At 26.2% G+C, this 20,130-nt stretch carries 17 protein-coding genes and 1 pseudogene; 16 read left to right on the top strand and 2 right to left on the bottom strand.

Annotated features, from left to right (window positions below):
• Nucleotides 1–249 precede the first annotated feature (249 nt).
• The gene (locus BGI41_RS00340; protein WP_088538269.1) at nt 250–1,623 is read right to left on the bottom strand and encodes an MFS transporter; all 1,374 of its coding nucleotides are present in this window, start codon (nt 1,621–1,623) and stop codon (nt 250–252) included.
• Nucleotides 1,624–1,968: 345 nt separating this feature from the next.
• Between BGI41_RS00340 and BGI41_RS00335 the strand changes: the two genes are divergently transcribed.
• From BGI41_RS00335 to BGI41_RS00270, 14 genes are all read left to right on the top strand, one after another.
• Complete coding sequence (locus BGI41_RS00335; protein WP_088538268.1) at nt 1,969–2,976, top strand: NADH-dependent flavin oxidoreductase; 1,008 nt, start codon at nt 1,969–1,971, stop codon at nt 2,974–2,976.
• A 326-nt stretch (nt 2,977–3,302) separates the two neighbouring features.
• A complete protein-coding gene (ftsZ, locus tag BGI41_RS00330; protein WP_198945403.1) occupies nt 3,303–4,451 on the top strand; it encodes a cell division protein FtsZ in 1,149 nt (382 codons plus the stop codon).
• Between the two features lie 34 nt (nt 4,452–4,485).
• A complete protein-coding gene (locus BGI41_RS00325) occupies nt 4,486–4,665 on the top strand; it encodes a protein translocase SEC61 complex subunit gamma (protein ID WP_088538266.1) in 180 nt (59 codons plus the stop codon).
• 340 nt (nt 4,666–5,005) lie between these two features.
• The gene (locus tag BGI41_RS00320) at nt 5,006–5,497 is read left to right on the top strand and encodes a transcription elongation factor Spt5 (protein WP_088538265.1); all 492 of its coding nucleotides are present in this window, start codon (nt 5,006–5,008) and stop codon (nt 5,495–5,497) included.
• Nucleotides 5,497–5,979 (top strand): 50S ribosomal protein L11, encoded by a 483-nt coding sequence (locus BGI41_RS00315; RefSeq protein WP_088538264.1) that lies wholly within the window; start codon nt 5,497–5,499, stop codon nt 5,977–5,979. The genes BGI41_RS00320 and BGI41_RS00315 overlap by 1 nt, the downstream gene beginning before the upstream one ends.
• Nucleotides 5,980–6,228: 249 nt before the next feature.
• Nucleotides 6,229–6,867, top strand: coding sequence for a 50S ribosomal protein L1 (locus BGI41_RS00310; RefSeq protein WP_088538263.1), 639 nt, complete (start codon nt 6,229–6,231; stop codon nt 6,865–6,867).
• Nucleotides 6,867–7,877, top strand: coding sequence for a 50S ribosomal protein L10 (locus tag BGI41_RS00305; protein ID WP_088538262.1), 1,011 nt, complete (start codon nt 6,867–6,869; stop codon nt 7,875–7,877). Before BGI41_RS00310 ends, BGI41_RS00305 begins: the two co-directional genes overlap by 1 nt.
• Before the next feature lie 73 nt (nt 7,878–7,950).
• A complete protein-coding gene (gene rpl12p / locus BGI41_RS00300) occupies nt 7,951–8,259 on the top strand; it encodes a 50S ribosomal protein P1 (protein ID WP_088538261.1) in 309 nt (102 codons plus the stop codon).
• Nucleotides 8,260–8,606: 347 nt separating this feature from the next.
• On the top strand, nt 8,607–11,327 hold the full coding sequence (alaS, locus tag BGI41_RS00295; protein ID WP_088538260.1) for an alanine--tRNA ligase: 2,721 nt from the start codon (nt 8,607–8,609) through the stop codon (nt 11,325–11,327).
• A gap of 238 nt (nt 11,328–11,565) precedes the next feature.
• Nucleotides 11,566–12,720: a tRNA uracil 4-sulfurtransferase ThiI gene (gene thiI, locus BGI41_RS00290; RefSeq protein ID WP_088538259.1), complete on the top strand. Its 1,155-nt coding sequence runs from the start codon at nt 11,566–11,568 to the stop codon at nt 12,718–12,720.
• Nucleotides 12,721–13,210: 490 nt separating this feature from the next.
• On the top strand, nt 13,211–14,755 hold the full coding sequence (locus BGI41_RS00285; RefSeq protein WP_088538258.1) for an ABC transporter permease/substrate-binding protein: 1,545 nt from the start codon (nt 13,211–13,213) through the stop codon (nt 14,753–14,755).
• Nucleotides 14,756–14,766: 11 nt separating this feature from the next.
• A complete protein-coding gene (locus BGI41_RS00280; protein ID WP_088538257.1) occupies nt 14,767–15,576 on the top strand; it encodes an ABC transporter ATP-binding protein in 810 nt (269 codons plus the stop codon).
• A gap of 347 nt (nt 15,577–15,923) precedes the next feature.
• Nucleotides 15,924–17,021 carry a fructose-1,6-bisphosphate aldolase/phosphatase gene (gene fbp, locus BGI41_RS00275; protein ID WP_088538256.1) on the top strand — a complete coding sequence of 366 codons (1,098 nt, stop codon included), beginning with the start codon at nt 15,924–15,926 and terminating at the stop codon, nt 17,019–17,021.
• A gap of 275 nt (nt 17,022–17,296) precedes the next feature.
• Nucleotides 17,297–18,046 (top strand): flavodoxin family protein, encoded by a 750-nt coding sequence (locus BGI41_RS00270; protein WP_088538255.1) that lies wholly within the window; start codon nt 17,297–17,299, stop codon nt 18,044–18,046.
• Between the two features lie 103 nt (nt 18,047–18,149).
• On the opposite strand, the gene BGI41_RS00265 is transcribed toward BGI41_RS00270, so the two are convergent.
• Nucleotides 18,150–18,752, bottom strand: a complete 603-nt coding sequence (locus BGI41_RS00265; RefSeq protein ID WP_088538254.1) for an L-threonylcarbamoyladenylate synthase — start codon at nt 18,750–18,752, stop codon at nt 18,150–18,152.
• A gap of 125 nt (nt 18,753–18,877) precedes the next feature.
• Between BGI41_RS00265 and pgsA the strand changes: the two are divergent.
• Both pgsA and BGI41_RS00255 read left to right on the top strand, forming a co-directional pair.
• Nucleotides 18,878–19,432 (top strand): annotated as a pseudogene (gene pgsA / locus BGI41_RS08715) (archaetidylinositol phosphate synthase); the annotation flags it as partial.
• A gap of 357 nt (nt 19,433–19,789) precedes the next feature.
• Nucleotides 19,790–20,032: a DUF357 domain-containing protein gene (locus BGI41_RS00255; RefSeq protein ID WP_088538252.1), complete on the top strand. Its 243-nt coding sequence runs from the start codon at nt 19,790–19,792 to the stop codon at nt 20,030–20,032.
• Nucleotides 20,033–20,130 lie beyond the last annotated feature (98 nt).

The raw sequence follows: 20,130 nt of genomic DNA, 5'->3' as shown, positions 1-20,130 counted from the left end.
TATTTAAGTTTTTAAAATATTTTAATTTGTTTTTTCTCTAGATTTTTTTGTTGAGTTTTTTTTGTAGTTTTTTTATTTGTGTAATTTTTTTTGTTGAGTTTTTTGTGTAATTTTTTTATTAAGTGTGTAGGATTTAATTATTCTTATTTAAATTATTATTTAATTTATTTGTAAAATTTTATATTAAAAAATAGTTATTTATATTTAAAAAAAATAGTTATTGAAGATATAATAATCTTCAATATTTAATTAAATTTCGTTTTTTTCATTAATACCTATGATTGATGCTATAACTGCAATAAAACATAATATTGTAGATATTATACATGCTATTTGTGAACTTTTTGTTAATAGATTATAGTATTTTGGAATTATTGGTACATTACCCATTATTATTGCAAATATTATAGTTAACATAGCAAGACTCATAGTTTGACCTATAACTCTCATTACAGTAATAGCTACTGATGCACTTGGTGTTTCTTCTGGTGGAACTGAACTCATTACCATATTTGTGTTTGGTGATGAGAATATTCCATAACCTAAACCTTGTAATCCCATTGCAATAAATATTACCCATAATGGTGTTGAATAATCTAAGAATATTAATATAAATAGTGCAATTGTTACAAAGCTCATTCCTATTGCTGCTAATTTTTGTGAATCAATTTTATCTGAGAATTTTCCTGAGAATGGTGATACAATTGCCATTATTACTGGTGTTATTACTAATAATATTCCTGTTGTTTGTGAATTTAATCTTAAAATGTATTGGAAGTGGTAATTAAGTATGTATGTCACTACAAATGTTGCAATATAACTTATTAATGCTGCAATGTTTGCTGAAGAGAACCTTTTATTTTTAAACAGTTTAAGTTTAAATATTGGATTTTTGATTTTTATATCAGTAATGATAAATCCAAGTAAGAATATTATACCAATTATTGTAAATATTATTCCTTTTATTTGGTTTAATATTGTAAATCCATATATAAAGAAGAATATTCCAATCATGTATAGTATAGATCCTAGTTTATCATAATCTTCATTTTCATACATATTCCATTCATCTTTAACTTTATATAATGAAAGGAATAATGCAATTAATGTAAATGGTATTGTGAAATAAAATATAGTTCTCCAACCAAAGTTGTAGGTTAATATTCCACTAATAAATGGTGCAATTGCAAGTCCAATGTATACTCCAGATATTATAATTCCTAATGCCTTTCCTCTATTTTTTTCTTCTACAGCTAATACAACAATACTTGTTTGTGTATTATATATCATTGCTGTACCAATTGCTTGTATTGCTCTAAATATTAATAAAGTTATATATGAATTTGCAAATGTTGTAATTATTGTTCCAATTAAAAATAAAACTAATCCTAAATTTAATGTTCTCTTTATTCCATTTTTACCAGAGAATTTTCCAAGAGGTACAGCAGTTATTGCAACAGTAAATAAAAATATATTTATTACCCAATTTTGCATAATGTTATTTAAATTAAATTCCTTTGCTAATTGGGGAAGTGCAACTGCAGGTGCTGCAGATATGAATGCTGCAATAAATGAAGCTATAAAAGATATAATTATTATATAATCTGATTTTTTTAGTTTCATTTTATTCGCCCTTTTAATTGTTTTTTTTAGATTTAATTTTTTAATTAAAAATTGTTTTTATTAAATCTCTTTTTATATATTTATATTACCTATATGATTAAATTTTTCTATTTATTTTATTAAAATTCTTTTTTATTTGTATTAATACAAATTAATTTAGTTTTTAGTTTAGATTTTATTAATTAAGTTTTTAAATTAAATTTAAACAGTTAATTTTATTTTGATTTTATTTTTATATTTTTATAAATTTTTTATTTGATTTTTCTTTTAAAAATATAAAATAATTAGATTTATATATTTGAATATATTAATTAGTTATATTAGTTTTTATAATCAGTGATTAATATGAAAAATATATTTGATAAATGTAAATTTGGAGATTTTGAACTTAAAAGTCATATAATTAGATCTGGAATGTGGGAATCTCAAAGAGATAAAGTAGGCTTTTTAACTCAAGATGTTTTTAATAGATATGAACAAATTGCAAAAAGTGGAGTTGGATTAATTAATTCAGAATTATTTTGTTTAGATCCAAGAGATAGATTCGCAATTTATTCAACTGATATGAATTATAAAGGTTTTTTTAAAGATTATCAAGAACTTACTAAATTAGTTCATCATTATAATGTTCCAATACTTGGACAATTAGCATTTTTCTGGTATAATGATGGTCTTAATCAAAAAATCAAACCTAATGATATGAGCATTAAAAATATTAGACATTTACAAACTGATGTTATTATTGCTGCTAAAAAATTAGAATTTGCAGGATTTGATGGTATTCAAATTAATATGGGAAATAATTTTTACCTTAGTAATTTTATTAATCCATATTTTAATCAAAGAACAGATTATTATGGTGGAAATACTTTTAATCGTATGAGAATTGTTCTTGAAATTATTAAAGTTATTAAAGATAATTATAAAATCCATGTTAACTGTAAATTAAATCTTAATGATGGAAGAAAAGGTGGAATTAGTTTTGAAGAAAGTATGGAAATGTGTAAATTACTTGAAAAATATGGTGCAGATAGTATACAATTAACTTCTCGTACTAATACATTTTCATCAGATAATGGTGTACATCCATTTATTACTTATGCAGATAAATTAAGCAGTGAACTTGATATTCCTGTTGTTTTAGGTGGAAGACTTAATGATATGGATACTATAAATAATATTTTAAATACTACAAATATTGAGTTTTTCTCAATGTCTAAACCTTTTGTTGCTCAACCTAATTTCTTAGAAGAATGGAAAGCAAATGGTCATGGAAAATCAATATGTAAAGGTTGTAATAATTGTTATAGTAAAAAAGTTAGTACCTGTTTTGTTTATGGTAATGGTGATTAATTTAGTAAGATATTGTATTTATTAAAGTTTATTTATCTGATAAAATACTTTATTTTTTAATAAATTTTTTTTATTTCTTTTAATAAAAATGAATGATTTAAATATTACTATACCAAAATATTTATACTTATAAGAAATATAAAAATAATTATTTAATATATGCTTATCATAGTAATATTTAAAAACAAAATTTTGTTATAGTGAAAATAGAGATTTCTATTTTATAATATATTTTCAATATAAAGCTTATTATTAAAGTTTTATTTATTATTTCATTATTCTTATATTATAAAACTATATTAATTAATTTAATGTGGGGTTTATACGTGAAATTTATAGACGATGCAATTAAAGAATCTGAACAAAGAAATGAAGATAAAAATTCTTCTGATACTATTAATTCTGATTTGGATGAAGAGTTAGTAGGAGCAATTTCTCAAAGTAAAACTAATATATTTGTTGTTGGTACTGGTGGTGCTGGTAATAATACTATTTCTAGATTAAATGAAATTGGTATTGAAGGTGCTAAAACTATTACTGTAAATACTGATGCACAAGATTTATTTTATAGTAGATCTGATGATAAAGTTCTTTTAGGTAGAAAAACTTGTGGAGGACTTGGAGCTGGTGGTGAACCAGATGTTGGTGAAGAATGTGCTGAAGAAAGTGAAGATGAGTTAAGAACTAAACTTGAAGGTGCAGATATGGTATTTGTTACCTGTGGTTTAGGTGGAGGAACTGGTACTGGTTCTGCTCCAATCATCGCAAAAATTGCTAAAAAATTAGGTGCATTAACTGTATCTGTTGTAACTTTACCATTCTCTGCTGAAGGTGTTAGAAGGAGAGAAAATGCAGAAAAAGGTTTAGAAAAATTACAAAATGCTTCTGATACTGTTATTGTTATTCCTAATGATAAATTACTTGAAGTAGCTCCTAATCTTGCTTTGAATAAAGCTTTCATGGTTTCTGATGAAATTTTAGGTAGAGCAGTTAAAGGTATTACTGAATTAATTACTAAAAAAGGATTAATTAGTCTTGATTTTGCAGATATTAGAAGTGTAATGAAAGGATCTGGAATGGCTATGATTGGTGTTGGTGAATCTGATTCTAGCGAAAGAGCTTTAGAATCTGTTCATGAAGCTTTAAGTAGTCCTTTATTAGATATTGATATTTCCGATGCACAAGCTGCATTAGTTAATATTACAAGTAGTACTGATTTAACTTTACAAGAAGCTGAAAAAATTGTTCAAATTGTTGGAGATAAATTATCACCTAATGCTAATATCATTTGGGGTACTCAAATTGATGAAAGCTTACAAAATACAGTTAGAACAACAGTTATTGTTTCTGGTATAAAACCTTATGATATGTCAGATAATTCTGAAGAAGATAATTCTGAAGATGTTTCCTCTGAATCTGGTAATGAAAGTGAAGATGATGATCCATTAAGTCAATTTATTGATGGAGTATTCTAATCTTTTTTATTTTTTATTATTGTTGTGATAATTTATGACATTTCAAGAATCATTTGATAAGTTTACTAAAGAGTCTAAAAGAGTTCTTAAAGTAGCTAGAAAACCAGATAGTGAAGAATATTTTAATTTTGCTAAAGTTACAGGTATAGGTATTATTTTAATTGGTGTTATTGGTTTTATCATTGTTATTATAGGTCAACTTATTGGTTTATAAATTTTATTTAATTCCCAATTAATTAATATTTAAGTTATCTTGGAATTATTGAAACACTTATGTTTTGTGGTATATTTTTTCCATAAAACATTTTTCTTGTTTTAGTTTTTAATTATTTATTAGACTATTTTTTATTAGTTTTATAATTTTTACTTTTTTTAATGTTTTTTCTGAAACATTTAAATACTACTTTATAAAGATATAATAGTATTATATTAATCTAATTTTTATAATATTCTAAATTTTTTTTTAAAATTTTTATTCGAAATTTTAGTTATATTTTGTTAGATTTTATAATAACTTAATCAAATCTATAATTAATTATATAGGTGGATTTTATATGGAAGATAATGAAAATTCCATTTATGCTCTTAAAACATCAGCAGGTCAAGAAAGAAATGTAGCAAGATTACTCGCTACTAGAACACGTGAAACTCAAGGTACTGATACTCATATTGGTATTGAGTCTATCATTGTTCCTGAATCTTTAAAAGGATATATTTTAGTTGAATCTTCTACTAAAATAGATATGAGAAACCCTGCAATGAAAATTAATCATTTAAGGGGTATTGTTGAAGGAACTGGTGCTTCTAATGTTATTAGTTTTGAAGAAGTTAAAAGATTCCTTAAACCTGAGCCAATTATTTCTAATATTCATAAAGGAAGTATTGTTGAGCTTATTTCCGGTCCATTTAAAGGTGAAAGAGCAAAAGTTGTACGTATAGACGAGTCTCGTGAAGAAGTAGTTCTTGAATTAATTGAAGCTGCAGTTCCGATTCCTGTTACTGTTGAAGCAGATCAAATAAGAATCATTCAAAAGGAGGCTGACTGATGCCAAAAGACACAGTAGAGGTCCTTATTGAAGGTGGAAGTGCCACCCCAGGACCACCATTAGGCCCAGCAATTGGTCCTTTCGGTATTAATATGATGCAAGTTGTTGAGGAAATCAATGAAAAAAGTGCTGACTTCAAAGGTATGAAAGTTCCAGTAAAAATAACCATTGATAGTGACTCAAAAGATTTTGAAATTGAAATTGGTACACTTCCAACAACTTCTCTTGTTATGGAAGAGCTCAATATTGACAAAGCTGCTCATGAACCAGGTGCTGAAGTTGCTGCAGATTTATCTGTAGAACAAGCTTTTAAAATTGCTAGAATGAAATACGATTCATTACTTGCAAATGATTATAAAGCAGGTACTAAAGAAGTTATGGGTACTTGTGTAAGTATGGGTATTACTGTTGATGGTAAAGATCCTAGAGATGCTCAAAAAGCACTTGATGCTGGCGAATACGATAGCGTATTTGAACAATAGTTATTTTTACACTTATATTGAGATTCTATCAGTGTATATGATATTATAATATTCGTATTATGGTTGATATACTGTTTATTGTAGATTTTTATCTACTATTGTATTTAATATACAAAAAGACTTAGTACTTTTAATTATTAAAAGTATTTTTTGATGTAGTCGATATTATAGATATTATTTTATTATGATTATTTTTTTTATCGATTGCTCGTAACCAAAACTCATGAACTAAGTTCATGGAGGATTTATATGACACAAGATATGATTGAAGCGGTGAAGAAGGCTAAAGAACAATCCAAGCCGAGGAACTTCACTGAGTCTATTGATATGATTATCAATATCAAAGACTTAGATGTCAAAAAACCAGAAAATAGGTTTGAAGAAGAAGTTACTCTCCCTAATGGACGCGGTAAAAAAGTTAGAATCGGTGTTATTGCTGATGGGGAATTAACTGTTCAAGCTAAAAATGCTGGTGTAGCTCTTGTTATCAATAAAGCTGAATTGGAAGAGCTTGGAAAAAATAGGAAAAACGCTAAAAAAATGGCTAATTCCATTGATTTTTTCATAGCTCAAGCTGATATGATGCCACTTGTTGGTAGGTTTTTAGGTCCAGTACTTGGTCCTCGTAACAAAATGCCAAAACCTGTTCCAGCAAATGTCAAATTAGAACCTTTATTAGGAAAATTACAAAATACTATTAAAGTAGGTATTAAACAACAACCTTCAATTCAACTTATTATTGGAACTCAAGACATGGCTGACGAGCAAATAGCTGAAAATATTGAGGCTGTTCTTGCAATCTTAGACCGCCATTTAGAAAAAGGTAGAAAACAAATTAAATCCATGTTTATTAAAACAACTATGGGTTCAGTAGTGAGGGTGATTTAATGTCTCACGTTGCTGAATGGAAAAAAGAAGAAGTTAAAGAGATTGTTGATTTAATCAATTCTTATGAAGTAGTTGGTGTTGTTGATTTATTAAATATCCCAGCTAGACAACTTCAAGAAATGAGAAAAAGTCTTTCTGATCATGCAGTCATAAGATTATCTAAGAAAAATCTTATTAATTTAGCTTTCGAAGATTGCAATAAATCTAAAGAAAACATTGTAAATCTTTCTGAATATTTAACAGGACAACCTGCATTAATTTTCACTGACATGAATCCTTTCAGATTATATAAAATCTTAGAGGATAATAAAACTGATGCTCCTGCTAAAGCAGGTAGTGTTGCTGGTGAAGATATTGTTGTACCTAAAGGAGATACTGGTTTTGAACCAGGTCCATTCTTAGGAGAATTACAACAAATTGGTGCTCCTGCTAAAATTGATAAAGGAAAAATTGTAGTTGATAAAGACTCTGTTGTTGTAGAAGCTGGAGATGTTGTTTCTCAACAAATTGCTGGAGTTTTAACTAGATTAGGTATTAAACCTATGGAAGTTGGTATTGATTTACATGCTGTTTATGAAGAAGGATCTGTTTACAAAGCAGATGTCCTTGCAATAGATGAAGAAGAAACTATTGCTAAAGTACAAGATGCATATATTAAATCATTTAACTTATCTGTCTTCGCAGGTATACCTACTAAAGAAACTATTTCAACTATGATTGGTACTGCTCACAGTAAATCTGTTAACCTTGCTGTTGAAGCAGGAATAGTTAACTCTGATACTTCTGATATTATCTTTGGTTTAGCTAATGGTAAAATGTTAGCTTTAGCTTCTAAATTATCTGATGATGCATTAGATGAAGATTTAGAAGAAAAATTAGCTAATGTTGCTAGTGCTGCTCCTGCAGCTCCTAAAGAAGATAATGATACTGAAGATGAGGAAGAGGAAGAAGAAACTGAAGAGGAAGCTGAGGAAGAAGCAGCAGCTGGATTAGGTGCTCTCTTCGGTTAATCATATTATTAAAATTTTTTATTGTTTTAAATTAAACCTAAATACATTTTTAAGAAAAAATATTGGTGATAACATGGAATATATATATGCGGCAATGATTTTGCATACTGTTGGTAACGAAATTAATGAAGAAAACGTAACTAAAATTCTCGAAGCAGCTGGTGTAGACGTAGATGAATCTAGAGTAAAAGCTTTAATCGCAGCTTTAGAAGACGTCGACATTGATGAAGCTATCGAAACTTCCGCTATTGCAGCAGCTCCTGCAGCTGCAGCAGCAGCTCCTGCAGCAGAAGCTGAAGAAGAGGAAGAAGAAGAGGAAGAAGAATCTGAAGAAGAAGCTGAAGAAGAAGCAGCAGCTGGATTAGGTGCTTTATTCGGATAAGTGTATTTTTCACTTTCTTTATTTTTTCTAAGAGTAAAATTAGTTTTAAAGCTAATTTCTCTTATCTTTTTTGTGAAAACTTTTTATTATTAATCTATTTCTGTTTTTTGTTGTTTTTTTTATTATTGTCTGTTTTTTGTCTGTTTTTATTGTTTTTTCATTTTCAAATTTTAGTTTAAATTTTAAATTTATTAATATAAAACTAATATTATCCTTAAGAAATTCTAATTTTATAATTAAAATATTAAATATTAAAAAGATTAATATATTAATATTATGAAATTTTAGATAATTTTTTAATTATTTATTATCATTTTTTTTTAAAAATTATTTTTTTAGTGGATATAATGGAAATATTTGACAAATTAGGATATAAAAAATATACATGTAAAAAATGTGGTCATGATTTCTATTCACAAGTTGAAAGAGATACTTGTGGGGATGCTCCATGTGATGAATATGAATTTATTGGAAATCCTGCTACAGATAAACCATATGATTTATATGAAATTCAAAAAACATTTAGAGAATTTTTAGAAAGTGAAGGACATACTGCAATACCTCGTTATCCTATTCTTGCAAAAAGATGGAGAGATGATGTATTTTTAGTAGGTGCTTCTATATTTTGTTTCCAACCATGGATTACTTCAGGTATAGTTGAACCTCCTGCAAATCCTTTAGAAATTGCACAACCTTCTATTAGGCTTAATGATGTAGATAATGTTGGAAGAACTGGTAGACATATGACTTGTTTTACAATGGGTTCACATACTGTAATAAATAAACCAGATCATTTTATTTACTGGGAAGATAGATGTATTGAGTTATGTCATAAATTTTTTGAAAGTATTGGAATTGATACTAAAGAACTTACATTTATTCCATCTTGGTGGCAAGGTGGAGGTAATGAAGGACCTTGTTATGAAGTATATTGTAGAGGAGTAGAACTTGCTACACTTGTTTTTATGCAATATAAAACTTTAGAAAATGGTGAAAAAGAAGAAATACCTATTAAAGTTGTAGATACTGGTTATGGTCTTGAACGTATTACATGGATTTCTCAAGGAACTCCTACTGCTTATGATGCATGTTTTGCACCAGTTATTGAAAAACTTAAAGAAATTACTAATGTTAAAGTTAATGAAGAAGTTTTAGCAGAAAGTGCTAGAGTTGCTGGATTAATGGATATTGAAAACTTTGCAGATTTAAGAGCTTTAAGACAACAAGTTGCAGATAAATTAAATATTTCAATGGATGAACTTCTTGAATCTTCTGAACCTATGGAAGCAATATATATTATTGCAGATCATACTCGTTGTTTAGCATTTATGTTAGCTGATGGTATTATTCCTTCAAATGTAAAAGAAGGTTACCTTGCAAGACTTATTTTAAGAAGAACAATTCGTTTCATGAAACAATTAGATATGAAAGAATCATTATCTGATGTTATGGAAATACAATTAGATTTCTTAAAAGATTTCTATCCTGAAATTAGTGATTCTCAAGAACATATTATGAATGTTGTAAATCTTGAAGAAGAAAGATATGCTAAAACCATTCAAAAAGGTAAAAAAACAGTTAAAAGAACAATTAAAAACCTTAAAAAAGAAGGAAAAACTGAAATGCCTTTAGATACTTTAATTGGTTTATATGATGCTCAAGGTATGCCTCCTGAAGTAGTTAAAGAACTTGCAGGTGATGATTTTGAAGTAAATATTCCTGATAATTTCTTTACTATAGTTGCAGATATGCATGAAAAAGAAGATACTCCAATTAAAAAAGAATATCACTTTGACTATCCAGAAACTGATCTTTTATTCTATAAAGATTTTTATATGAAAGAATTTGAAGCTAAAGTTTTAGGTGTTGAATTAAAAGAAGGTAAACTTAATGTTATTTTAGATCAAACAATATTTTACCCTGAAGGAGGAGGTCAACCATCTGATTTAGGATACCTTGAGATTAATGGTAAAAAATATGATATTTCATATGCTGAAAAAATCAATAATATTGTTTTACATCAAATTAAAACTGATAAAAACACTGATTTAAAATCATTAGAAGCAGAACTTAATTCACTTGTTGGTATGACTGCTAAAGGAGAAATTGATTGGGAAAGAAGAATTTCTCTTGCAAGACATCATACTGCAACTCACCTTGTTGTAGCAGCTGCTAAAAAAGTTCTTGGTAATCATATTTGGCAGGCTGGTGCACAAAAAGGAGTTAAACAATCTCGTATTGATTTATCTCATTATAAACGTATTTCTCAAGAAGAACTTGATAAAATTGAGAAAATCGCTAATTCTTATGTAATGGATAATGTTGAACTTAATATTAAATGGCTTTCAAGAGATGAAGCTGATAGAAAATATGGATTAACTTTATATCAAGGTGGTGTAGTACCAGGTAATGATATTCGTGTTGTAAAAATACCAGGTATTGATGTTCAAGCTTGTGCAGGTACTCATGTACCTAAAACTGGTGATGTTGGTATGATTAAAATCCATAAAACTGAAAGAGTTCAAGATGGAGTTGAAAGGATTGAGTATTCTGCAGGTATTGCAGCTGTAGAATCTGTTCAAAATGATAAAGAACTTTTAAGAGAAAGTTCTAATACATTTAAAGTAACTCCAGAACAACTTCCAAAAACATGTAATAGATTCTTTACAGAATGGAAACAATATAAAAATGAGATTAGTAAACTTAATGATGAAATTGCTTCTTTAAAAATTTCTACATTAATAAATAATGTTGAAGAAGTAAATGATATTAAAGTTTTAAAAGAAATTATTGATGGAGATATTAAAGATCTTCAAAATATTGCAACAGATTTCACTGATAAAGGTAATGCTGATGTTGTAATTATTGGAAACAATGAAGGAAAAATAGTTGGTGCTGCATCTGATAAAGCTATTTCAAATGGTGTTAAAATTAATGACATTATTAAAGAATCAGCTAAATTACTTGGTGGCGGAGGTGGAGGTCGTCCAACTCTAGCTCAAGGTGCAGGACCTAAAGCTGAAAAAATGGAAGAAGCTTTAGATAAAGCTTACTCTTTAATTCAATAATTAAAAACTATTTTTTTCTTTTTTTTTTAATTATTATTTTAAGTATTTATTTTTTAATTTTTTCTAAATTTTAACTTTATTTTTTTTATTTAATTTGTAAATTATAAATATAATGATTGTTATATTTTTATTAAGTATAATTTTTAAATTATATTATTTTATTTTAGATTTTTTATAAGTCTAATTTAATATAATTAAGATTATATTTAATTTTAATCTTATTTTTTGGAGAGATATTATGAATTATGATTTAATAATTATTAGATATGGAGAATTAGCACTTAAAAGTGATAAAGTAAGAAGTAGATTTGAAAGAAAACTTGTTAAAAATATTTCTGCTTCAATTGATGGAGAAATTACGAGGACACGTGGAAGAATATTTATTGAACCTGAAGATTTTGATTATGCTTTAAATAAATTAAATAAAATTTTTGGTATTGTCTCTTATTCTCCAGTTAAAAAAGCAAAAACTGATAAAGAAAATATTAAAGAAACTTTAACTAAATATACTAATTATCTTATTGATGAAGGAATACTTAAAGAAGGTAAAACATTTGGTATAAGATGTAGACGTGTTGGTAATCATGATTTTACATCACAAGAAATGGCTGCATATTGTGGATCTGTTGTTATTGATACAATTCCTCTTAAAGTAGATTTAACAAATCCTGATGTTGAAATATTTGTTGAAGTAAGAGAAGATAATACATATATTTATCATGAAAAAATTGAAGGACCGGGTGGACTTCCACTTGGATCTCAAGGAAAAGTTATTTGTCTTATTTCTAGTGGTATTGATTCTCCTGTTGCAACTTATTTAATGATGAAAAGAGGATGTGAAGTTATTGCACTTCATTTTGATAATAGTCCATATACAACACCTCAATGTAAGGCAAATTTCAATGATTTAATTGATGCATTAGAAGAATATGCTTCAGGTGTACCAATTAAAAGATATGCTATTCCTTATGGACATTATCTTAATGAATGTAAATCTAAAGGTCCTGAAAAAATGACATGTGTTTTATGTAAATCTGGTATGTATAAAACAGCTGAACGTCTTGCAAAAAAATTTGGTGCTTTAGCTATTGTTGATGGTAGTAGTGTAGGTCAAGTTGCATCTCAAACACTTAAAAATATTCTTGCTACACGTTATGGTGTTGAAGTACCTATTTTAAGCCCTTTAATTGGTATGGATAAACTAGAAACAAGTAAAATTGCTGATGAAATAGGTACTTTTGAAATTTCTAAAAGAGATGATGGTGGTTGTAAAGCAGTACCTAAATATCCTGAAACTTATGCAGAATTAGATCGTCTTGAAGAAGCTAAAAAAGCTGTTTCTCAAGATGAAGAATTAACTGAAGCTATTAAAAATATTGAAAGAATTAAATAGTTTTTTAATTATATAAACTTCTATTTATTTTTAATTTATTTTTTTTAATTTTTAAATTATTTTCTAAATTATTTATATACTTATTTTTTTAATTTATTTTTTAGTTTTTTATTTTTGTCTTATTTTTCCATAATTTTTTATTTATTTTGTTTATTTTTCTTATTTTGTTTATACATTTTTCTTATTTTTTTTATTTTTTTTTTTTAAAAAAGATAGTAATGTTTATAATATTTCGATTACATATATAGCTACAAGAATATATAATTTACTAAAATATTTTTTTTAATTATCCGTAAATTCATATTATATATTTTTCAATTTTATATTAAATTTATTTTTTTTTTAAAGTGTAAAAATAATAACTAAATTTTTCTATTCTTATTCATTTTTGCGCATGATTTTTTATTAATTAAATAACACTGTTATTTTAGTGTTTTTTAATTTAAAACTTAAAATTTTATTCTAATGGAAAAAATTAAAAGGTGAGATTATGTTAAATGAGTTATTAACAATGTTTGCAACACAGTCTGATTTTTTCTTAGGATTAACTATTGAACATTTAGAGATTTCAATAGTTTCTATAATTATGGCTATTATTATTGGTCTTGGGCTTGGTATTACAGTAAGTGAATATCCTAAGAATAAATGGATTTTAACACTTGTTAATATTATTTATACAATTCCTTCAATTGCATTACTCGGTTTTCTGATTCCTGTTGCTGGAGTTGGTGATACAAATGCAATCATTGCTCTTACTGTTTATGGTCTTTTACCTATGGTAAGAAATACTTACACAGGTATTAAAACAATTAATCCAGAAATCATTGAAGCAGCTAGGGGTATGGGTAGTACAGATAAACAAATTTTATTTAAAATTAAATTACCTTTGGCTTTACCTCATATAATGTCAGCTATTCGTAATATGACTGTTATGACTATTGCTCTTGCAGGTATTGCATCATTTATTGGAGCTGGTGGTTTAGGTGTAGCTATTTATCGTGGAATTACTACAAACAATATAACTCTTGTAGTTGCTGGAAGTATTTTAATTTCTATATTAGCTATTGGTATTGATTTAATTTTAGCAGGTATTGAAAGAATTACTGCTGTTGGTCATTCTAGGAAAAAAATAGGTAATTTATTTAAAAACAAAAAAGTTATTGCAATTATTATAATTCTTATTGTAGGTGTAGGTGCTTATGAAGTATATGATAATTTAGGGCATGATACTATTCATCTTGCATCAAAATCTTTCACTGAACAATATATTATGGGTTACATGTTACAAGAATTAATTGAACATGATACAAATTATAAAGTAGCTTATAGTAGTGGTGTTTCAGGAGGATCACCAACTATTCAGCGAGGTATGGAAAAAGGTGATTTTGATGTATATTCTGAATATACTGGTGTAGGTTGGATGGTTATATTGAAAAATCCAGGTTTATATAATGAATCTATGTTTGATACACTTAAATTACAATATAAAGATAGATACAATGAAACTTGGTTAAACACTTATGGTTTTTCTAATACCTATGAGATAGCAGTACCTAATAGTGTAGCTAAAAAATATAATCTTAAAACTATTTCAGATTTAGTTCCTGTATCTAATCAATTAGTATTTGGTGCAGAATCTGATTATTTCTCAAGAGCAGATGGATATGATAATTTAACTAAAACTTATGGCTTAAACTTTAAAGATACTATGGATTTAGATGTAAATCTTAAGTATGATGCTGTTAAACAAGGTAAAATTGATGTTGTAGAAGTTTATGCTACTGATGGAAGATTATATAATTCAAATCTTACAATATTAAAAGATGATAAACATTTCTTCCCTTCATATTACTGTTGTCCAGTTATTAGTGGTAAAACCTTAGCAAAACATCCAGATTTAATTCCGGTAATTAGTAAACTATCTGGAAAAATATCAACTAAAGATATGAGGTATATGAATTATCAAGTAGATGTAGAGAAAAAAGATCCTAAACAGGTTGCTCATAACTTTTTAGTATCTAGAAAATTAGTTTAGGGAGTGTTAATATGAATGATAATATTATTGAATTTCATAATATCTCTAAATCATATGGAGATAATGTAATTATTCCTAATTTAAATCTAAATATTAAACGTGGAGATTTTTTAACAGTTATAGGTAGTTCTGGTTGTGGTAAAACGACTATGCTTAAAATGATTAATCGTTTAATAACTCCGGATAAAGGTGAAATACTTATTAATGGAAAAAATATTAAAGATATTGATGTTGTAAAATTAAGACGTCAAATTGGGTATTCTATTCAAGGAAATATGTTGTTTCCACATCTTACAATTGCAGAAAATGTTTATTATGTTCCAGATTTAATTCGTGAAGATGAAAAAAATAACCATAAAAATAAAAATATAGAAAGTGATGAAGCTTATAATAAAAATAAAAAAGAAAAACTTTCTATTTTAATGAAACATGTAGGTTTAGATGATTCTTTTCTTAATAGATTTCCACATGAATTATCTGGAGGTCAACAACAAAGAGTGGGTATTGCAAGAGCAATTGCTGCAGAACCTAAATTATTACTTATGGATGAACCTTTTGGTGCTATTGATGAGATTACTCGTTCACAACTTCAAAAACAACTTAAAGATATTTATAATCAATTTCATCAAACTATTATATTTGTAACTCATGATATTGGTGAAGCACTTTTCTTAGGTCAACATGTTTTAGTAATTAATCATGGAGTAATTGATCAATATGGTACTCCTTCAGATATTTTAAATAATCCTGCAACAGATTTTGTTAAAAAATTATGTGAAAGAACAAGAGTTCTTATTGATAAAAAGAATAATAAAATTTAATTATTTTTCTTTTTATAATTTTTTTTTAATTATTTTTATTCAGTTTTTTATTTTATAAATGAACATATTTTTTTTAAATTTTTAATTAAAAAATAATTTATATGGTTATTTATTTTTACTATATACAAATTGAATATTGTTAATATAAATTTATTTTATTGCTTTTTTAATTTTAAATTATAAAAAACATAATTATTAAATATCATTTTAATTAAAAATAATAGTGTTTAATATATTGACAATTTGAGCAATAGCTTAAAATATATTATTAACTTTATATTGACTTATGGGGTTAAGGTTTACTTAATTTATCTTAAGTTAATAACATTAATATTGAGGTGTCTTATTTGAAAACAACTATTAGTGTAATTAAAGCTGATATTGGTAGTGTTTCTGGACATTGTGTTTCTCATCCTGAATTGATGGAAAAATGTGAAGAAGTATTAAGCAATGCAGTTGAAGAATCCCTTATTGATGATTTTTACATCTCCCGTTGTGGAGATGATATAGATCTTATAATGAGTCATAGAAATGGTGAACTTAATGAAGAAGTTCACAGAGTTGCATATAATGCATTTATGGAAGCAACAAAACTTGCTCGTGAAATGAAATTATATGGTGCAGGTCAAGATTTATTATCTGATACTTTTTCAGGTAACATTAAAGGTATGGGTCCAGGTATTGCTGAAATGGAATTTAAAGAAAGACCAAGTGATCCTATTATAGTATATTGCTGTGATAAAACTGAACCAGGTGCATTTAATTTACCTATTTATAAAATGTTTGCTGATCCATTTAACACTGCTGGTCTTGTTATTGACCCTAAATTACATGATGGATTTAAATTTGAAGTTTATGATGTAATTGAAAACAAAAAAGTTATCTTAAACTGTCCTGAAGAACTTTATGACTTATTAGCTTTAATTGGTTCTACTGGAAGATATGTAATTAAAAGAGTATGGAAGAAAAACGGAGAAATTGCAGCTTCAATAAGTACTGAAAGATTAAATTTAATGGCTGGAGAATATGTAGGTAAAGATGATCCTGCAGCTATTGTCCGTGCTCAATCAGGATTCCCTGCAGCAGGTGAATGTAATGAAGCATTTGCATTCCCTCATATGGTAAGTGGATGGATGAGAGGTTCTCATAATGGTCCTTTAATGCCTGTTTCTGAAGTCTATGCAAATCCGGTAAGATTTGATGGACCACCTAGAATTATTGGTTTAGGTTTCCAAGTTGCTGATGCTAAATTAATTGGACCTGTAGATATCTTTGATGATCCTGCATATGATGAAACTAGACAATTAGCTTCTAAAGCTGCTAGTTATATTAGAAGACATGGTCCTTTCGAACCACATAGATTACCTAGTGAAGAAATGGAATACACTTCTTTACCTGGTGTTATGAAAAAACTTGAACCTAGATTTGAAGATATGGATGAATAGATTTATTCATCTATTCTTTTTTATAATCTTTTTTAGCTATTTTTTGTAGTTTATTTAGTTTTAACTATTTTTTACTTAATTTTATATTTTAATTGTTATTTTAGCTATTTTATTTGATTCCTATCTTTTTATAGATTAAAAATTATTAAATAATATTTTATTGTTTTTTATAAATTTTTAATAATTTAACTATTTTTTTCTATTTTCTATTTATTTTCAATATCTTTATTTATTAAATAAAATATATTCATTTTTATGAATTTAGAGGGATTATTATGAAATGTCTTGTAATAAATGGTAGTCCAAGACGTAAAAATACATGGTCAATGGTAAAAGAAGTAGAAAATACTATGTCTAATTTAGGTGAAGTTGAATTTTATGAGATTCATCTTAAAAAGGAGAAAATTCCATTTTGTAGAGGTTGTTTTAATTGTATATTAAATGGTGAAGATAAATGTCCAAATTCTGATATTATCCAAAATATTGCTAGAAAATTTGAAGAATCTGATTGTATTATTCTTTCTTCTCCAGTATATGTTCTTGGACCAACTGGGCTTATTAAAAATATGCTTGATCATTTTGCATATTATTATCACAGACCAAAACTTTTTAATAAAAAAGCATTAGTTCTAGTTTCAACACAAGGTTCTGGTAAAAAAGAAGTAGAGAATTATTTAAAAAAATCATTATTTAATTTTGGTGTAAATAAGGTTTATTCCTGTTCATTTAGATTTGCAGGTAAAAATAAACTAGATAATAAAATGAAGGATAAATTAGATAAAGTTGCTTCTGATTTTTTTAAGGATGTTAATTCTAAAAAATTACATAGTCCTAGTTTTTATCAAATAAGAAATTATTCTATGTGGAGAGCTATGACTCATAATAATAATATTCAAATTGATAATGAATTTTGGATTAAAAATAATTTGGAAAATAATATTTTCGCTCCAGGAATTCCTATGAATATATTTAAAAAAGCTTATGCTAAAATAGTATTTTTATTTTTTAATAAGATATTTTCCTAGTTATTTTTAATTAAATAAGTTAATCTTCAAATATTTATATTTTTAAAGTAATTTGTATACATATAATTCATATTATTTATCATAAAAAATTATTTTTAAAATTTTAATTACTGTTTTTATAGTTTCTACCATCTCTTATGATTTTTGGTTCATCTTTAGTTAAATCAATAATTGTAGATGGATTTTTACATTTTAATTCTCCAACATCAATTATTAAATCAACTTCTTTTTTTAATTGTTTCATAATATCATCAGGATTAGACATAACCTCTTTATTTGAAATATTTGCACTAGTTGTTGTTATTGGGAAGTTCATACTTAAAAGTCTTGATATCTTATTATTTGGTATGCGAACTCCTACTTTTGAGGTATAAGATGTAACTACTGATGGAACTATTCTTTTTCTTCTTAAAATAAATGTATAAGGTCCGGGTAAATATTTTTTTATAATTTCTTCTTTTCCTTTAGTTTCAGCTACTAATTTTAATCCATCAAAATTTGAAACTAAAATAGATAATGGTTTTTTACTTGATCTTTCTTTAATTTTATATATTCTTCTTACTGCACTATCTGAGAATATATTTGCACCTAAACCATATATGGTATCTGTAGGATATAAAATGACTCCATCATTTTTTAAGATGTCAATAGCTTTATAAATTAATTCTATGTCTGGATTTTCTGAATCTAATTTAAATCGTTTCATTTTATTACCTTTATTTGAAATTCTTTATATTTTAGAAATTATAGGATATTTAAAACATAATCTTTATGTCTTTTATTTATAATTAAAACTAAAGTTTATATTTATAAAAATATATAATTAAATTTATGCTTGGAAGTTTAAGACCCTTTTTAACAAAGATATTAAATCCTATAGCTAAAAGATTAAATGTTAATCCTAATATTTTAACTGTTATTTCTCCATTTTTCGCTTTAGCTGCAGCAATATTTTTTGCTAAAGGTTATTTGAGAGAAGCAGCAATTGTTATTTTATTTAGTGGTTTCTTTGATGTTTTAGATGGTGCTGTTGCTAGATATCATAATAGGACTACTGACTTTGGAGCTTTTTTAGATTCAACTATGGATCGTTTTTCTGATGCAATTATAATTATTGGAATTGCTTTTGGAAAATATTGTACTTGGTTTATAGCAGTTCTTTTAGTACATTCTGCAATTACTGTAAGTTATGTAAAAGCAAGAGCAGAATCTAAAGGAATTCAATGTGATGTAGGTATCGCAGAACGTGCAGTAAGACTTATTATTATCATGGTCGGTGCAATTGTAGGTTATTATTATAAACAATTATACTTTACATATATATTAATATTCCTCATGTTCTTATCTTACTTTACTGTTGGTCAAAGGGTTTATCATGTTTGGAAAGTTACAGAAGAAGAAAAAAACAGATTCAGTAAACATCCTGTAACTTTATCTAAAGGTAATAAAAAAGAGGATGATTCTTCTATTGATTTAAAAAAATTAGATGAAATGGATAAAGAAGAATCTAAAAAAATTAATTCCCTTAAAAATATTGATGATGAACCACTTGAAAGAGATATTGTTTCAGATGATGAATTTGAATCTTTATTTGATGAAGAGGATATTAAAAAAGATAATGGTTTAAGATTAAATTATGAATATGATGGACCTAAAGGAGAAGATGCTCCATTTGACCTAGATAATTCTAATAAAAAAATAATTCGTAGAAAAAAAAGACAAGATTAAATCAGAAGGAATATTATGGATAATTTAGAGACTAAAGAAAAAGTTAAAGTTGATATTGAAAAACTTGAAAGAAATCTTAATCAAGTTGCAGATATTGAATTTTCTAAATTAGAAAAAGATGTTTATGATAGAGCTGTTGATTATAAAAATGATTCTAAATATTATTTAGAAAAAGAAGATTTTAGAACAGCTTTTGGTTGTATTGAGTATTCTCATGGATTACTTGATGCATTAAGAATGATTTATGAAATTATCTAATTTTTTTATTTTTTTTATTTTTTTGTGTTTTTTTACTGTTTTTTTTATTTTTATTATAATTTAATTAATTTTAAAAATATTTTTTTAATATTCATAAT

The organism is Methanobrevibacter sp. 87.7, from assembly GCF_002208625.1.
Taxonomy (GTDB): Archaea; Methanobacteriota; Methanobacteria; order Methanobacteriales; family Methanobacteriaceae; genus Methanarmilla.
Note: the sequence above shows the minus strand (reverse complement) of the source record. Positions and strands in the feature narration are given on the sequence as shown.